This window comes from Hydrogenovibrio sp. SC-1, from assembly GCF_002848135.1.
GTDB lineage: Bacteria > Pseudomonadota > Gammaproteobacteria > Thiomicrospirales > Thiomicrospiraceae > Hydrogenovibrio.
Window position 1 is genome coordinate 28,951 of sequence record NZ_PKGB01000014.1, and the last position, 16,842, is coordinate 45,792.

15 protein-coding genes and 1 tRNA gene are annotated in these 16,842 nt (G+C 39.9%); 8 read left to right on the plus strand and 8 right to left on the minus strand.

The features are described from left to right. Nucleotides 1-429: 429 nt before the first annotated feature. Both CYQ88_RS08390 and CYQ88_RS08395 read left to right on the plus strand, forming a co-directional pair. Entirely contained in the window at nucleotides 430-1,797 is a 1,368-nt protein-coding gene (locus tag CYQ88_RS08390; RefSeq protein ID WP_101840909.1) for a ParB N-terminal domain-containing protein, read from the plus strand. Nucleotides 1,798-1,838: 41 nt separating this feature from the next. Next, entirely contained in the window at nucleotides 1,839-2,729 is an 891-nt protein-coding gene (locus tag CYQ88_RS08395) for a DNA adenine methylase (RefSeq protein WP_101840910.1), read from the plus strand. A 31-nt stretch (nucleotides 2,730-2,760) separates the two neighbouring features. Here the strand turns inward: CYQ88_RS08395 and CYQ88_RS08400 are convergent, their stop codons facing one another. Next, nucleotides 2,761-3,816 carry a DUF3800 domain-containing protein gene (locus CYQ88_RS08400; protein ID WP_101840911.1) on the minus strand — a complete coding sequence of 352 codons (1,056 nt, stop codon included), beginning with the start codon at nucleotides 3,814-3,816 and terminating at the stop codon, nucleotides 2,761-2,763. Between the two features lie 583 nt (nucleotides 3,817-4,399). Here CYQ88_RS08400 and CYQ88_RS08410 point away from each other — a divergent pair. Continuing rightward, nucleotides 4,400-4,972: a recombinase family protein gene (locus tag CYQ88_RS08410; RefSeq protein WP_101840913.1), complete on the plus strand. Its 573-nt coding sequence runs from the start codon at nucleotides 4,400-4,402 to the stop codon at nucleotides 4,970-4,972. Nucleotide 4,973: 1 nt separating this feature from the next. Beyond that, nucleotides 4,974-5,252, plus strand: coding sequence for a hypothetical protein (locus CYQ88_RS08415; RefSeq protein ID WP_101840914.1), 279 nt, complete (start codon nucleotides 4,974-4,976; stop codon nucleotides 5,250-5,252). Here CYQ88_RS08415 and CYQ88_RS08420 read toward each other — a convergent pair. Together CYQ88_RS08420 and CYQ88_RS08425 are read right to left on the minus strand one after the other, a co-directional pair. Then, entirely contained in the window at nucleotides 5,235-5,498 is a 264-nt protein-coding gene (locus CYQ88_RS08420; RefSeq protein WP_101840915.1) for a hypothetical protein, read from the minus strand. The genes CYQ88_RS08415 and CYQ88_RS08420 overlap by 18 nt on opposite strands. A 96-nt stretch (nucleotides 5,499-5,594) precedes the next feature. Next, nucleotides 5,595-6,023 (minus strand): hypothetical protein, encoded by a 429-nt coding sequence (locus CYQ88_RS08425; RefSeq protein WP_101840916.1) that lies wholly within the window; start codon nucleotides 6,021-6,023, stop codon nucleotides 5,595-5,597. Nucleotides 6,024-6,993: 970 nt separating this feature from the next. Between CYQ88_RS08425 and CYQ88_RS08430 the strand changes: the two genes are divergently transcribed. Next, the gene (locus CYQ88_RS08430; RefSeq protein WP_199170178.1) at nucleotides 6,994-8,595 is read left to right on the plus strand and encodes a bifunctional diguanylate cyclase/phosphodiesterase; all 1,602 of its coding nucleotides are present in this window, start codon (nucleotides 6,994-6,996) and stop codon (nucleotides 8,593-8,595) included. A gap of 55 nt (nucleotides 8,596-8,650) precedes the next feature. Here the strand turns inward: CYQ88_RS08430 and CYQ88_RS11520 are convergent, their stop codons facing one another. Then, nucleotides 8,651-8,806, minus strand: a complete 156-nt coding sequence (locus CYQ88_RS11520) for a hypothetical protein (protein ID WP_158236034.1) — start codon at nucleotides 8,804-8,806, stop codon at nucleotides 8,651-8,653. A gap of 242 nt (nucleotides 8,807-9,048) precedes the next feature. Here CYQ88_RS11520 and CYQ88_RS08435 point away from each other — a divergent pair, with 242 nt between their 5' ends. The 3 genes from CYQ88_RS08435 (at nucleotide 9,049) to CYQ88_RS08445 (ending at nucleotide 13,072) form a co-directional block, all read left to right on the plus strand. Continuing rightward, complete coding sequence (locus tag CYQ88_RS08435; protein ID WP_101840918.1) at nucleotides 9,049-9,996, plus strand: hypothetical protein; 948 nt, start codon at nucleotides 9,049-9,051, stop codon at nucleotides 9,994-9,996. 12 nt (nucleotides 9,997-10,008) lie between these two features. Further along, nucleotides 10,009-12,009 (plus strand): MobH family relaxase, encoded by a 2,001-nt coding sequence (gene mobH / locus CYQ88_RS08440; RefSeq protein ID WP_101840919.1) that lies wholly within the window; start codon nucleotides 10,009-10,011, stop codon nucleotides 12,007-12,009. Between the two features lie 97 nt (nucleotides 12,010-12,106). Next, complete coding sequence (locus tag CYQ88_RS08445; RefSeq protein ID WP_101840920.1) at nucleotides 12,107-13,072, plus strand: site-specific integrase; 966 nt, start codon at nucleotides 12,107-12,109, stop codon at nucleotides 13,070-13,072. Nucleotides 13,073-13,310: 238 nt separating this feature from the next. Here the strand turns inward: CYQ88_RS08445 and CYQ88_RS08450 are convergent. The 4 genes from CYQ88_RS08450 to CYQ88_RS08465 all read right to left on the minus strand — a co-directional run bounded on the left by CYQ88_RS08450 (nucleotide 13,311) and on the right by CYQ88_RS08465 (nucleotide 16,822). Beyond that, nucleotides 13,311-13,387 (minus strand) — tRNA-Met (locus CYQ88_RS08450). A gap of 80 nt (nucleotides 13,388-13,467) precedes the next feature. Then, on the minus strand, nucleotides 13,468-13,794 hold the full coding sequence (locus CYQ88_RS08455; RefSeq protein WP_101840921.1) for a DUF2818 family protein: 327 nt from the start codon (nucleotides 13,792-13,794) through the stop codon (nucleotides 13,468-13,470). Between the two features lie 49 nt (nucleotides 13,795-13,843). Next, a complete protein-coding gene (gene nuoN, locus CYQ88_RS08460) occupies nucleotides 13,844-15,283 on the minus strand; it encodes an NADH-quinone oxidoreductase subunit NuoN (RefSeq protein ID WP_101840922.1) in 1,440 nt (479 codons plus the stop codon). A gap of 24 nt (nucleotides 15,284-15,307) precedes the next feature. Beyond that, a complete protein-coding gene (locus CYQ88_RS08465; protein WP_101840923.1) occupies nucleotides 15,308-16,822 on the minus strand; it encodes an NADH-quinone oxidoreductase subunit M in 1,515 nt (504 codons plus the stop codon). Nucleotides 16,823-16,842: the final 20 nt, after the last annotated feature.

Below are 16,842 nucleotides of genomic sequence, written 5' to 3' on the forward strand. Positions count from 1 at the left end.
CCTCAATTCCGTTCTGTCTTAGCCCCTATTTTACGGGTTTAACAACAAGTGTCAAGAATTATTTTTATGTTTTTTCTTTTAAAAACAAAGACTTATATTGCTTCAATACTATAGAGCTGTTTCAACTGGGCTTTCTAATATGAGGCAAAATCACTATATGATTGATTTGGGACAGGGTTTATATGGTCTCGGCGCTGAGTTTATCAGCGCATAAATGAACCGAAGGTGAATACCTACTCTCACCTGATTTTAAATCATCGTTTATTTTGCAGATTTATACGAATTAATATAATATCTTTTCTTATTAGAAAGCATCTAATAAAAATTTGAAAAAAAACATTTTCAAAAGTCAGCCTACGGCTCTTAACGCTGACCAGACGTTAAATTATTTAACGTTTTGAGCCCTTGATCGTTACTTAGGAAGGAAAAATGGCAAATGACAGAAAAACTATTTCCGTAAAGCACATTTTATTTGATGATATTAACCCTAGACACGACCCATCTGAAGGACAGAAAGAAGCTCTTCAAAAACTGATAAAAGATGAAGATATTCGTCAACTTGCAGCAGATATTGTCAATCATGGAATCAACCCTACCGAATCATTAATAATCATGCCTTCTCCTAATGACGATAAAAAATATATTGTGCTTGAAGGGAATCGACGCCTTGCAGCATTAAAGGCATTACAGAAGCCCACCCTTTGTGCAATAAAATCTGACGAAACTTACTTTTCTAAGCTTTCAAAAAAATATAAAGGTGACTACAACATAACCTGCACACTCTTTAATTCAAGAGAGGAAGCCCACCACTGGATATTAATAAAACATGGGAATAATCAAGGCGGTGCGACAACCAAGCGCTGGGATCCCACGCAAAATGCACGATACGCAGAGAACACAAATACCAAAAGCCCTAATGATCGAGCATACAAACTACTAAAATACGCACTAGATAATGAGCTTATTTCAAAAGAAAATCATGACAACATAAAAATAACGACTATCACTAGATATATTAGCAACCCATCTTTTCGCAAAAGTATTGGAGTCGATTTTAGAAAAAACTGGATTCAGTCAAACCTTCCCAGGGATATATTTAATGAAGTTGTTCAGCGATTTTTATTAGACGGCCTAATAGATTCTAAGAATGGCGGCCTATCATCTAGAATCGATGCCACAGGAAGAGAAAACTATGGACACAAGCTTTTATCAGATTTTAATCTCCATGAGCACAGGCAAAAGCATTATGGAGATCTACCAAAGTCAACAAATAATGAATCTGAACCAGATTCGAATGAAAAAATAAAACCAAAAAGCAAAAGAGACAATAATAGCCCTAATAAAAGAAATCGTGTCATACCCAATGACTTCAAGCTTCAAATTAATAAGCCTAAAATTAAACGAATTTATGATGAATTAAAGAAGTTAGACTTAAAAACTTACCCAAACGCTGCGGCACTTCTATTTAGAGGGTTTATTGAGTTAAGCATCCATCACTACCTTGAAAAGGTAATGGGACAACATCAACAACAACGAGATCTCCATAAACATATCAATAAAGTTGTTGAAAATTTAATATCGAAAGGAATCCCTGAGAAACGACTTAACCCTTTAAAGGCAGCTGCAAACACACCTACCCCTTCATCTCCTTTAAGCGCAAACCTCATGAACAATTATGTGCATGGAACAGTCGAACCATCACCGACTGACCTCATTCTTGCATGGGATCCTATACAAGATTCTATAGGAATATTATTTGATGAAATCAACAAAATGAATAGTGGCCAAAAGTCTTGAAATTGTTTAAGATGCTCAGAAATAATGAATAAGGATCATTAATGCCGATAACCTACTCCCCATTACGCTATCCTGGAGGAAAGTCTCAACTAACCCCCTTCGTGATAGAGTTATTGCGTGAAAATAAACTCTTGGACGGCGTTTATATCGAACCCTTTGCAGGTGGGGCAGGAATCGCGTGGCATCTTCTACTAAAAGGGTACGTGCAAGAGGTATTTATCAATGACCTAAATCCTTCAATATATGCGTTTTGGTATTCTGTGTTACATAAGACAGATGATTTATGTGGATTGATTGAGAAAACCCCGATAACAATTGATGAGTGGCATCACCAGAAGTACATTCAAGCTATGAAAAACCGATCCAAGCTTGACCTTGCCTTTTCAACCCTTTTCTTAAATAGGACGAATCGTTCTGGAATAATTAAAGCTGGTGTTATTGGTGGAAAAGAGCAATCTGGAAATTACAAACTTGACTGCCGATTCCCAAAAGAATCTATCATAAAAAAAATACAAGATATCGCTTTATTCAAAGACGAAATCCAGTTATCAAACCTTGATGCCAATGACTTTATAAAGAATAAACTTACAAACGTTTCAGAAAAAAGCCTGGTTAATATTGATCCGCCATATTATGTGAAAGGTAAAGGTTTATATCAGAATTTCTTTGAGCATGATGACCATGTGAAACTGCTTGATAGTATCGAATCAATCTCTCAACCCTGGATTGTGACTTATGACAATACCCCTGAAATAAATGCACTATATCAACACTACCAACCTAAATCCTTTGAATTAAACTACTCAGCTCAAAAAAAATGCAAAGGATCAGAAGTGCTTATTTACGGGCCACATCTAAAACAATCTCCATTTAGGCCAGGGATGTCATTCAAACAAATCAAACAGATTCGCACTAAAGCTAAACCAGCATAGTTATTGCAAAGAACTCAAAAAACCACTCTCTTTAGCCCTCTTGCAACAAAGTAGTGATTGCATCAACTGGATTAAAACCACCTCCACCAATCGTTTGTAATTCTTGTGGTGTTACATGTGGAGTTGGCCATATTGGTGAAAGCATTAATCCATCTTTAAATAAAGTTTCTTGAATAATGTCTGTCAAATCATTTTCCTGTCCATTTAACAAAGACTTTGCACAATAATTAACTGAACCAGCGATTACATCTGAAACTTGAACCTGGAAAGTACTTTTGGAATCAGCTAGCGTTATTCCTCGTGATTTAAGAGGTAAAGAAAACTTACGTCTATCATAGCCCACTTCTACAGACATTTGCCCTTGGTCCATCAACCTATGAAATATTTCTAAACTACTTTGTATTGGCTTTGATTCATCATGAATTACTAAAAAATCGTCAGTAACCTCTCCCCATGCACAACAATGATTAAATAATGCAGGAATTGCGGGGTCAAGTGAAAAACTCCCCTCGCTACTCAGCGCTACATTTAATAGTTTTCGTGGATAACTTTTAAATAGAGCTAAGTACTTCTTAAACTCTTCATCTGAACAAGCATCATATAATTTCTCTGCCGAAGAATAATACTCACTAATACTTTGTTCGTCTCTCATTCGAACCATTTTAATAAAACTAGCAATAAATTGATTAAAGGATTCTTGAGAGCAAAACACAGGCAAACAATAAAAAAGCATATTGGACAAAGCGATATTGGCACCGTCTTGATACAAATCAGTACCATTTTCATGAGCCCAGGTCTCAACTAGCATATCTACAACCTTAGTCACTACCATATACTCTTTATGAAATATTGAAACTTTTACAAAGTTCTCATTAATCAACCCTGATGAGAAAAAATCAATTAAGCGTTGCTTACCCGCTTTAGAACTCTTTAATGAAGAAAACTTGATTTCTCCATTTGTTTGGCTGGATTTCAATAAATCTATCAGTTCTGTTGTTTGGTGCTCATCAAAGCAATTTGACGCTAACGAGAAAACTGGTTGATCTATATCGAGTAGTTGAGCTCCAGAGTTACCAGACTCATCCATATAAATATTGATAGCCCCAGAACCACCCCTTAAATTTAATTTAAATAAGAGAAGATTATACCTTAGGGCTATAGTTGTCTATGGAAGCGTAAATCACCTGCCTAAAACAGTCTCAAAAACGTATGATTTTGAGACTTCCGAAATAAAAAATTGATGTGACCTAAATTCGGTTTCCTTTAGTGTCAAAAGCCATTATCATATTCATAATGTCAAATTAATATATTTTTTTGATTTGTGACACTTTATTTTATAAAACATTAGAAGGAATCCATATTTTGAATAATAAATTGCTACTTACTATTTCTGCAATCCTTTCTGTTATTACAACTATCTTAATTATTACAGTGGTTTCAACAAAAGATTCCCTTCCGCTCGAAAATTTTTTGGGACTGTTTACCTTATTTTTCATAATTTGTTTTCTGGCGTACTCGGGACTTCTCAGTTTGATATTTAAGTGGATAAGAACCATCATAATGATTGCAATAAATCAGGAATTCGAAATGATCCAAAATAGATTAATAAACTTGGAGAAAGATATGGAGACACTTCAGGAAAGAGTTAAGTTAAAGAATAAAGATTAATTATGAAAATCGGTTACGCCCGAGTATCAACTAATAAACAAGACCTGTCTCTTCAGCTTGATGCTCTGAAAGAATATGGATGCCAAACCATTTATGAAGAAACTGGCTCTGGTGCAAAAAATGACCGCCCTGAATTATTGAATGTTTTGAAAGCACTTCGAGACGGTGATACTTTGGTTGTTTGGAAGCTTGACCGGTTAAGCCGGTCAATCAAGGATCTGATTAATATTGTCAATGATCTGAATGAGCGCAGTATTCAATTCGTATCAATTACGGATAATATCGAAACCTCTACCCCTTCCGGAAGACTCATATTTCATATTTTCAGTGCCTTGGCAGAATTTGAACGCAATATCATACGTGAAAGAACATCTGCTGGCCTTAAGGCCGCTCGTGCTCGTGGTCGAAAAGGTGGTCGTAAACCCAAATTGACTATGGCACAAGCAAAGTCTTTTAAAGCAATTTTAGACTCCCCTGATAATAACAGGACGATTGAAGATATTGCTGTCAATGATTACCATGTATCCAGATCAACTGCATTTAGAGCCCTAGAAAAACTACAAAAGGAGAAGTAAAGTGACAGATAAAAACAAATCACCAAGCGATAAAAATGAGTTACGGTTTTGGGGCTATATTTTTCTTATCGTTGCGGTTGTAGCGGTGACGACAGGAATCCCTTCGATGAAGGATAAAGGTGTTGTAATTATGGGTGTAATGATGGGGTTCGCATCTGGAATCATGTTTAGCTCGAGTAAAGGTCAGACGCTTTTAGATAATGGGCTTATTGCTCTAACAAAGCCCGTTTTGTTGTCTCTGTTTGTTTATATTTTGAGTCAGTTAATTGCCTTCACTTAGCCTCATTTCCATAGACTCAATCTTATCAAGTGCATCAGTAGCCACATTGTCAGCACCCACCGCTCTTAATCGCTCAAGAGCTTCTTGGGCGATCTCTAAGGCATGAACTGCATTAAAAGCTGAACCGGCAACCCATGTTGCACCCGTAAGCTTCTCAATATCTCCAATACTTGTTTTTTTAGGTTGGTTCGATGGGTATTCCAAAACAATGGTCATAACACTGTTTGATTTTTGTTGTTTGCTCATAATTTAATCACTCCTGTAAAACATTCGTTATTTTCAAGTTGTTGTTGTGGCCAACATAAAATATCGGCCACGTTACCCACAGAATCTGTGGATAAGTTAAGCAATAAATTTCGGAATTTTGCCTTCCGAAATATGAACGGTCTTTGAGAAATTCACCTGGCAAGCCCATGAAAAGCCTTTCTCATATTCACGAGCCTCATCGATATCCGTCTGGTTATTTGCAGCAACATCGAATCTAAACTCCAGAACATCATCACCTTGATTTGAAGTGATGCAAACTTCCAACTGGCACTCAGCCTGATTTGCGACAACCTCATCATCTAAAACATATCGAACTGGTATAAATGGATCAGTAAAGAAACTAGAAACACCCCATTTTTTGCGACAGTCAATTTCTATCTCAGAATTGATAACTTCTAAAACTTTATCCGCTAACATTACGAAACTTCCAAAATCATGACCTCGATGCGACACATCAATGAACTTATCGTTTTTTGCATCAAAAATATTCATTACTTTAATCATTCAATATCTCCTTAAAAACCTAATTTGTAACACTGCATGGAATATTAAATAACAATCAAGAATGTCGAGTACCAGTTACAAATAACAACCTCCAGTATTTGTAATGGCTAAGGGCTTAATGGCCGGTGGTCGTGGGCGACCACCAAGGGAATGGAATGGAATATAAGGAATGGTTCAAAGGGAAAGGTTTTAAAGGAAGGGAGGCCTTACGGGGAAAGGCCCTATCCGTAAGGGCCTGCCCCAAAACAGGGGGGCAGCATAAGGGCTACGGGCGACGACCGGCCCTACAGCTCCAATCGTATTAACGAGAGACTTTTTAAAATTACAAGATAAAAGCAAGTAATATCAATAGAGTTAACTTTCGTCTATGTTGTTTAATAAAAATAAAGGTATCGAGCCATATCTTGTTCTACCTACTTACATTTGGTAGCTTTGTCAGCATTAAACCCAGTACGCATAAGCAAAACCTAATGCAAGTTGTTATTTAAGAATTTAGCGTATTATTTAACGATGAAAAAAGAAACATCATCCAATTCTTACTTCCCTCGGATCGGTCTATATAAAAAAACCGATTTTACGTCAATCCGCGATCATTTACTTTGCACCTGGTTAAGAAAATGATTTATCAGCTATTCTAGCTGATATTGGGCAAGTTTCGCGCGGGTCTAGTTTGGGCAGAACGGAAGTTGGTGCAGATTGCAATGAAACCGGCAGGCTGCTGCAATACGGTGACTGATGAGGTTCGGCCATGAACGGTCATTCAAGACCGACAGCTGCCCATATAAATACCTGAATAAAGGATGAATAGTGCGGTTCATAGCCCCCGTATTTGAACAGGAAAAGCAGAGCGAGACCAGATCATGCTGATAGATTACCCCCCTCCGCGCGATCAACTTGCGGTAATTCTCCTCACATCGTTTTTACACGCACTTTCCACCGTCGCTGAATGGCCGAAATGGGAGAGCACATTATGAAAAAGCTTCCGATAGTTCTAAATACCCCCGCGCGAGTGGCGATTGCGTTGGCTTTGATCGTGCTGGTGGGCGAGTTGTTGATCATGGTGCTTTTCGAAAACATAAATACCACCCTCCTGAAAGATCCATTTCTGAAAAATCTGTTCATTTATGTTTTTGATCCCGTCGCGCTCACCGCGATTGTTTCTCCCGCTCTTTATCTCCTGGTTTTCCGTCCGCTGAATCAGCAAGCCAAGCTTGAACGGCAACTCGCTAAATCGCGCAGTCTCAAGGCCGATAGTAAAATTGAGCATCTGGCTTTCTTTGATCAGCTCACCGGCCTGCCCAACCGGCGGCTTCTTATGGATCGGCTTGATCATGCATTCGTTACCAGCTCGCGTAGCGGCCGGGAGGTTGCGCTGTTGTTGCTTGACCTGGACAATTTCAAGGACATCAACGACACCCTCGGCCATGACGTCGGTGACTTGCTGCTACAACAGATCGCGCAACGCCTGGAGTCCTGTGTGCGCAAAAGCGATACAGTGGCTCGTCTGGGCGACGACGAATTCGTAGTGATGTTGGAAGGCCTGAGCAAGCAACACATTGAAACCGCAGCAATACAGGCGAAAGACGTCAGCGAAAAAATACTCGCTACGCTCAACCAGCCTTACCAGCTTGCCATGGACGAATATCACTGCACCGCCAGTATTGGTGTAGTTCTTTTCAGCAATCACGGCACGACTGTGGCAGAGCTGCTGAAACGAGTCGACATCGCCATGTATCAGGCCAAGAAAGCAGGTCGCAACACGCTGAGATTCTTTAATCCGAAAATGCAGGATGCCATTAACGCCCGCACATCCCTCGTATGCGAATTACACAAAGCACTTGAGAAGGGGCAATTTCATATGTATTACCAGATTCAGGTGGACAGTTCGCACCGTCCATTGGGAGCAGAAGCATTGATCCGCTGGATACATCCCGAACACGGTCTGCTACCACCTGACCAATTCATTCCGCTGGCGGAAGACACCGGACTGATAGTGCCCATCGGGCAATGGGTGCTGGATACGGCTTGTGCCCAACTCAAGGCATGGGAGCAAGATGCGCTCACCTGTGACCTCGTTCTGGCGGTCAACGTCAGTGCCAGACAATTTCGCCAGGCTGATTTCATGGCTCAAGTACAATCCACCGTGCAGCGCCATGCCATCAACCCGATGCGACTCAAATTAGAGTTGACCGAAAGCATACTGGTAAAGAGCATCGAAGACACCATTACAGCCATGAACACATTGAAAGGTATCGGCATCCAGCTCTCGTTGGACGACTTCGGCACTGGCTATTCATCCCTGCAATACCTCAAGAAGCTGCCGCTCGATCAGCTCAAGATAGACCAGTCGTTCGTGCGCGACCTTGCCGCCGACAGCAGCGATAAAGCCATTGTTCGCACCATCGTTGCTATGGCACAAAACCTGGAACTGGACGTCATTGCTGAAGGGGTAGAGACGGAAGAGCAACAACAACTTCTCCTGAGCAAGGGGTGTACCCACTACCAGGGATATCTGTTTGGCAAGCCGGTGCCGATTGAGCAGTTTGAGGCGTCATTAGGGCCATTCGATTGATTTTATGAATGGCTACTGATCGAAAGCAGCCGTTCATTAACCGATATAGATAACCTCATTCCAATGGTGCCAGGATTTGTCCGGAACGGGAAGCCAAACAGGACTCGAACAAATGACCGAAGTTGGCCAAACTACGACTGTCGGCAACCAGTACCACTGATTGGTTTTCAGCCATTCTACTACCATCATGGGTGACACTAGGTTGCTCCATAATACGCACTTAGGGCTCTGTAATTCTTTGATACTCGTCCCAATCGCCACTAAAACCCTAGACACAAATAAGGCCAGATAAGTAATTTTCAAGCCTAGCCCGTTTTATAGAAACGGGCTTGATAGAATCACAAATACCATTCTGAATTACAAATACACATCCTTGATATTTGTAATTTCATCCTCCAATTCCCGTTTCTGCAACAATACTACCAAGTAATAAATAAAGAGACTGAAACAACAATGTCATCAGCTACCGCAAAAGATTTGAAGCAACCAAAAAGACTAAATGTACGTCGTGTAATTAAAACTCTGGATCAACTCTATGAGTTCGGGCCAAGTCGATATTACGATTGGTTCAAAACGATAGAAGATGCTTTTTCTGAGTTTGAAGCAAGTATTTCAGATCTCACGATTGGTGAAATCAATCTAGGGATATCTCGCATCGAGGCAATAGATCCTCGAAAAAGAATATCTCCCCTACCGGAAGACTTCTCAAAAATTTGTACTGCATCAGATAGCAGCTGGAATGAAATTCAAGAAAACTATAAAGATAAGGTTGAAACCGTTAGGAACCCAGACTGGTTCAAAGTTGTAATTGAAGAAGAGATTGATTTTGGGGAAAACCTATCGGGTTTGACAATAGGAGACATTCATCTGGGGTTTGAAAGACTTGAAGAGATTAATCCAAGCTATAAAATTTCTTCATCCCCTGAAGATTTTTTCAGAATCTGCTCAGCATCTGAAGAAAACTGGAACTCTATGAAAGATACCTATAGAAACACAGAAACCTTCGGTAAACCAAAAGAAATCATTGGTATAAAGCAAGACAGAAATCAATCTGCATTGAACATATTGCTGGCCATGCTTGAACGGAATTTTCTAGAGGTTGATGACTTAATAGAAGTAAATAATTTCCCGATCGCATCTGATTTTAAGTCGTTGGACTTAGAGCTGTCGGAACCAAAATCACCTTTTGGCCTGACTTCTAAGATTGCTGAAATTTTGATTGAGAAAGGATTATTCGAAATCAGGATTTATTCAAGAGATACAAAAGAACGATGGAACCCTCTAAGAGAGAGCTTTATCGAGTTTAGAAAACGGCTAGATAATGTTCACGCTTACTACGATATTAGATCCTCCCCTGACTTGTTTGAAGTTAAAGAATGGGTAGATGGCTTTTTTATTTAGAGGGTAAGATTCATGTTGAATGCGGTCAAAAAAATATTTTCCAAAAATAAAGCCGAAACACCTAGATTGAGAAATGGAAAACAAATTAGTAGGCAGCCCTATGACATCCTATTAGAGCCATATAACGATGAGCTCAACGAGATTTATGAATTAACTGGGCTTTCAAGAAAATTCTTTGATCATCTATACATGGTTCCTATACAACAATATGCAGAAGTCATTCAGCTTCTGCCAGCATCGGAAGCACACCACCATAGTCAACCTGGCGGAATGCTTCAGCACACTATAGAAATTATTCTAAATGCACTCCGGTTGCGTCGTGGCCAAATATTGCCTCCAGGTGTTATACCTGAAGAGGTAGAGCAAAGAAAAGATCTATGGACATACGTTGTATTTTTATGCGCCCTCTTCCACGATGTAGGCAAGGTTATATCTGATGTTAACCAGGTAGATCCAAAAGGTAAAAAATGGAACCTTTTATCAAAGTCCTCCCCTCCAGAAAGGTATGAAATCAGATTTAATCCTAAAAGGAAGCACAAGTTTCATGAAAAACTTCCGGCATTCGTACTATTTAAATTTGTAGCGCCCAGTGCTATCGAATGGATTATGAAGGATGATGAGGCATTCTATGCTTTGATCAATTTTATGATTGGTGATCATGCTGAAGCCGGTGTTGTATCTGATCTAATTCAAAAGTCTGACCAGGCATCAGTAGTTGGCAATCTAGGTGGCGATATTTCTAAGGTCACTGCAAAACAAGCTCAACGCCCACTATCAGAGCGCATATTAAGAACCATTCAGACGCTAGTGGCTGAAGATCGAGTTCCTGTCAATCGACGCGGGGCAGCTTGCTATATTGACGGAGATTTTGCCTATTTCGTGGTGAAAAGATTACTAGATGATGTAAAAGAAAGAATGCGACAAGATGGACAATCCGTTCCTGATCGTAATGACCGGTTAATGGATGAATTGCAACAGTTTGAAGTGATTGAAGCCAACGCAGATAAGGCTATTTGGAAAGCGAAAGTTTTTGTTGATGACTGGAACAGTGATTTTTCAATGTTAAAGATGAAGTTGTCAAAAGTTTGGCCAAGCATTGATAACCGGCCAGAACCAAACTCAAGTATTCGAGTAGTTGAAGCTGGAAGTGAAACAAAAGAAAAAAACGATGATTCACAAAGAGCGCAGCAGCCAGAGGAAAGAAGCAACCCTAAAAAATCTGCCGTTAACACCAACCCTACTTCAAAATCAGAAGCGATAAAGAAACCAGTAGCAGAACCATCAGAACCCGAAAAGAAACTTCCGACTGAACAGAAATTGCCAACATCAAAAGAAGCAAATACCCTAGAAGCGATCGATGAGCTTAATGAACTAGATGAAGCCATTAATGCGTCTCCGGACAATCTACAATCTGAAGGTGATGACGACGCATTTGTAGATGATTTTGGTATTTTTGACGACGCACCTGAACCCTCGCAAATTGAATCCAAAAATGAAGTGTCACCACTTCCAGAACAAATATCTGATCGTGATCAAATCATGGATGAAATCATGGAAAAAACCAAAGGAGCCATTGGCGGTGCTGTTAAACAACATAACGATAAAGTATTCCAGACATCGGAAGTTCCTATCGACTTCAACAATCCAGATTCAGCCGGTGCGAAATTTATCCATTGGCTAGTGGACGGTATAAAGTCCGGTTCAATCGAAATTAACCAGCCTTCAAACCGTGTTCACATGGTTAGCGAGGGATTGTTTCTTGCATCTCCGGCTATCTTTAGACAGTTCGATTCTGAAACGGGTATTAGTTGGGACAAAGCTCAACGTGAGGTTTCGAAGCTGAAAATTAATCTAAAGACACAAAAAGGTGAAAATATCTTCAAATATGAAATCGAATCAAAATCAGGTAGAACAAGGCCCAAAGTAATTAAAGGGTATCTAATCCCTAACCCTGACAAAAAATTGGGATTAGTAATTAATAGCAGAAATGAGTGGATGAAGCAAATTACGTAAGTATATATAGGGATACAATAAAATCAATTTGGCAAGTATAATGCTAATTACGGGTTCCAGAAAATAGGCAAATAGACTTAATTTAGGAACTTGAGATATGTCATTAAAACATCATAAAAAGAAAAACCTGCCCATTGATTCTGTCGTTCGAAGCCAACTAATTAAAATTGTTAACAAAGATGGTAAGCGTAAAATGAAATGGGTTGATGCAGTCGAAAGATTTGTTAAGGAAAGTAAAAACAAGGATGCTGTCAATGAAGCAAGTATCTTTAAACTCTCCAATAAATATCTGGAAAAGCTATCACTTGATGAAATAGACCGGCACGTTATCAACGACATCATAGAAGCCAGGCTTGATGAAGGTGTGAGCAATACGACCGTTAATAGAATGCTACAAAAAATCAGAGCCGTACTAAACAAGGCTCATAAAGAATGGGAAGTTAAGTGCGACCCGCCTTATATCAAGATGTTGAAGGAACCACGACTTAGAATTCGCTGGCTTACCACAGATGAAATGCACCGCCTCCTAGCAGTACTCCCAACTCACCTTAAGGCCATGACTATATTTGCGCTTGAAACAGGCCTTAGAGAGTCCAATATAACTCTGCTGCGCTGGGACCAGGTAGATCTAGCACAACGAATTATTTATATCCAGGAGCATGATATCTTGAAAGGTGAAAAGCCTTATATCGTCCCGCTATCTGATAAAGCAATAAAAATACTATATCAAGCAAAGGGACAGCACAAAGACCGGGTTTTCACATACAAAGGGAGGCCTATACGAAGAGCAAATGGTAAAGCGTTTAGAAGAGCCCTAGATAAGGCTAAAATTGAAAACTTTCGTTGGCATGATCTAAGGCACACCTGGGCAACCTGGCATGTACAGAAAGGTACGCCATTGGAAATACTTCAAGAATTAGGAGGTTGGACAGATTTTAAAATGGTAAAACGCTATGCACACTTTGATCATAGATACCTGCATAGGTATGTTGATAACCAGCCGGAATCACAGACCATTAGTAAATCTTATGATCTTAATGCTAGACATTTAAAAGTGTTTTAATTAAGATTTAGCGTTAAGGGTATTTAAGAAGTGGAATTTGTGAAAAATTTCCGATACCCAAAAAAAGAAAAACCCGAGTAGCTATAAAAGTCTTTGGCGGACAACATTAGCTAACCCGGGTTGGAGTAGGAGTAAGCCCCGGTAAGGCTCTTCGGCTCTGGAACAAGCAACTCCGTTATTTAAGTTCTATTTTAATGGCTTTTTAAGTAAATGCAACACTTAAAAAACTATAAGAATTTGGTAGCGGGGGCTGGATTTGAACCAACGACCTTCGGGTTATGAGCCCGACGAGCTACCAAGCTGCTCCACCCCGCATCAATGTAAATCGTTACACAGTGTGTTTCGATGTGTGCGTATTATAGAGGCTCACACAGAAATTGCAAGGACTATCTTTATTAATTTAGTCTTCTTGCTCTATCTAAAAAACTCTTTAGGTTATAGCGATAAATAAACCCTGGAAATGAAAAAATCGCAAACATAAAGAAGGTGACCGCATAAAACTCCCACTCTTGCTCGTGGACAACTCCCATCGCTTTACTTTCTAATAGATAAGCGAAGAGTCCGGTGAGCATGAAGTATAACAACCATTCTGCGATATTGATCCAAATAGACTTGGTTTCTAATGTCATCACCACAAATACACGATTACTAAAAATCCAGGGAATATTTGCTAAGACGATTGCGGTTACAAGTAAAACCCAGACTGCTAAATCTAGCGTCATTTTAACTCCTTGATAAAATGATAGAGCCACTAGAAAGTGGCTCATAAAGTTAGCTTAAGCTGTTATAGCAAAGCGTAATAAGAGATGAAGGCATTAAGCCGAGGATTAATAACAATGCTGATACAAAGCTCACAGCCCATTTTAACTGTCGGCTGACTGGTTCAATCGGTGTGGCATCATCTGGATCATCAAAATACATTACCTTAACAACTCTTAAGTAGTAGAAGGCACTGATAACCGCTGTAACAACAGACAGAATAGCTAACCAAGTAAAGCCTGCTTGTACGACCTCTTCAATTACTAGAATCTTGGCATAGAAGCCAATGAACGGTGGAATCCCAGCCATTGAGAACATCACAAACAACATCATTAAAGCTAACCAAGGGTTACGTTGATTCATCCCTTTAAAGTCAGCAATTAAATCAAATTCTGTATTGGTTCGAGCCAAGGCGACGATCATCCCAAATGCAGCTAAAGCCGTAATCGAATAGACAATGACATAGAACATTGCTGCAGAATAGCCACCTGGATTCGCGGCAATGATACCTAATAGCAAGAAGCCAATATGACCAATCCCAGAATAAGCTAATAGTCGCTTAAGGTTTTCCTGCACTAAGGTAACCACCGCACCAACAATTAAAGAAAGAATGGTGATAATAATGATCAATGCTTGCCAATCAGCAACTAAATCCGGGATTGCCTCAACTAAGACTCTGTACAGGATGGCAAAGGCTGCAATTTTTGAAGCGGTTCCCATATACAAGGTAACTGCTGTTGGCGCCCCTTCATAAACATCAGGCACCCACATGTGAAATGGAACTGCACCCAATTTGAATGCCAAACCAATCACAACAAACACAACACCAAATGAGAGTACGACATCATCCGCAGAACCGCTGGCAATTACTCTAGCCATTTCATCGAACTGTATGGTAGCCGTTGCACCATAGATCATCGAGAAGCCGTAAAGTAGCATTCCTGTTGCCAAGGCACCTAGCACAAAATATTTTAAAGAAGATTCCAACGCTTTTGAGTCAGACTTTCTCATGGCAACTAAGGTATAAATGGCTAAAGACATAATTTCAAGCCCTAAATAAAGCGTAATGAAATTATAAGCGGACACCATCACCAGCATCCCCAAGATGCCAAACAAACCAAGCGTAAAAAATTCTCCACGATAGAACTTCGCCTGCAATAGGTATTCACGCGAGAACATGAAAATCCCCATTGAGATCAAGATAATGAAAAGTTTTAAAATATCACCAAACTGGTCACGAACGAAACTACCACTAAAGGTTAGTGTCTGTTCAGTAGCAAAACTAGACAGCAACAACATCCCAACAATGAACAAGGTAAATTGCGTTGCATAATAGGTCGCAAATTGATGACGTTTAGACCAGATGGTGTCTGCCACAAGAATGAGCGATGTTAGTGCTAACAACGCAATTTCAGGAATGGCAGGAAGAAAACTGGGAATAACAAAATTCATACGATTAACTCACCTATTAGATTCTTATAATTTTGAAGTGGTCGCTTGGACTAGTAAATTGGCCACCGATGAGTGCATCACTTCAATGAGTGGTGCAGGGTAAACCCCAAGCAGAACGACGGCAAAAGCCAGCGTTGCCATAATGGCAAATTCGCGTTTGCTTAAATCCTTCAACTTTCCAACCTGTTCATTTGCAACAGGTCCGAAGTAAACACGTTTTACCATCCACAATGTATAGGCAGCCCCAATAATCAAGGTTGTTGCCGCAACTAAACCATACCAAACGTTCGCTTTAAAGGCTGCAAGGATAACCATAAACTCCCCTACGAAACCGGATGTGCCAGGCAACCCTGAATTAGACATAGAGAACAATACCGCGAAGAACCCGAACCAAGGCATTACGTTGACAACCCCACCATAGGCGGAAATTTCACGAGTATGCATTCGATCATAAAGGACACCGATCATCAAGAACATGGCCCCTGAGATAAAGCCATGAGAAATCATTTGAATCATAGCCCCTTCCATACCGATCATCGCTCCTTGTGAGGAACCTGTGGTTTGGATGATATCGTAGACCAAGAACATCCCGATCGTTACAAAGCCCATATGTGAAATTGACGAATAGGCAACCAACTTTTTCATATCAGATTGCACCATTGCAACTAAACCAATATAGAAAATTGCAATTAATGATAAGGCAATCACTAACCAATCTAAGGTCATAGAGGCATCCGGCGTAATGGGTAAACTAAACCGAACGAACCCATAACCCCCCATTTTCAACATAATAGCCGCTAGCACAACCGAGCCCGCAGTCGGAGCTTGAACGTGTGCATCGGGTAACCAAGTATGTACCGGGAACATTGGAACCTTAACCGCAAAGGCAATTAAAAACGCCAAGAAAATAAAGATTTGAGCAGTCATCGCTATCGGCATCGCGTGAAAATCCAAAATCGAAAAGCTGCCTGATTGGAAATACATATAAATAAATGCAACCAACATAAAGACTGAACCAAAGAAGGTATACAAGAAGAACTTCAAGGTTGCATAAACACGATCTTGACCACCCCATTTACCAATTACGATAAACATTGGAATCAATAGGGCTTCCCAGAACACGTAAAACAAGATAGAGTCAAGTGCTGCAAAAACACCAATCATGAGACCTTGCATAATCATAAAGGCACCCATGTACTGCTCAACACGCTCTTTAATCACTTCCCAAGCCGAAGCAATCACCAAAATTTGAGTAAAGGTTGTTAATAGGATTAATGGCATTGATAGCCCATCAACACCCAAATAATAATAAATATTAAATTGTGAAATCCATTCTGTTTTTTCAACAAATTGCATTGCAGACGTATTTGAGTCAAACGCAGTCCACAAAGTCAGTGACGCTAGAAAAGTGAGTATTGAAACTCCTAGTGCTGTCCACTTTGCAAAACTGTCTCTATCTCGACCCAAAAATAAAATTAATGCACCACCAACGATTGGTAACCAAACCAGGGTACTTAAAATAGGAAAACCGAACACCATGAAATTAATTCCCTTCTCTA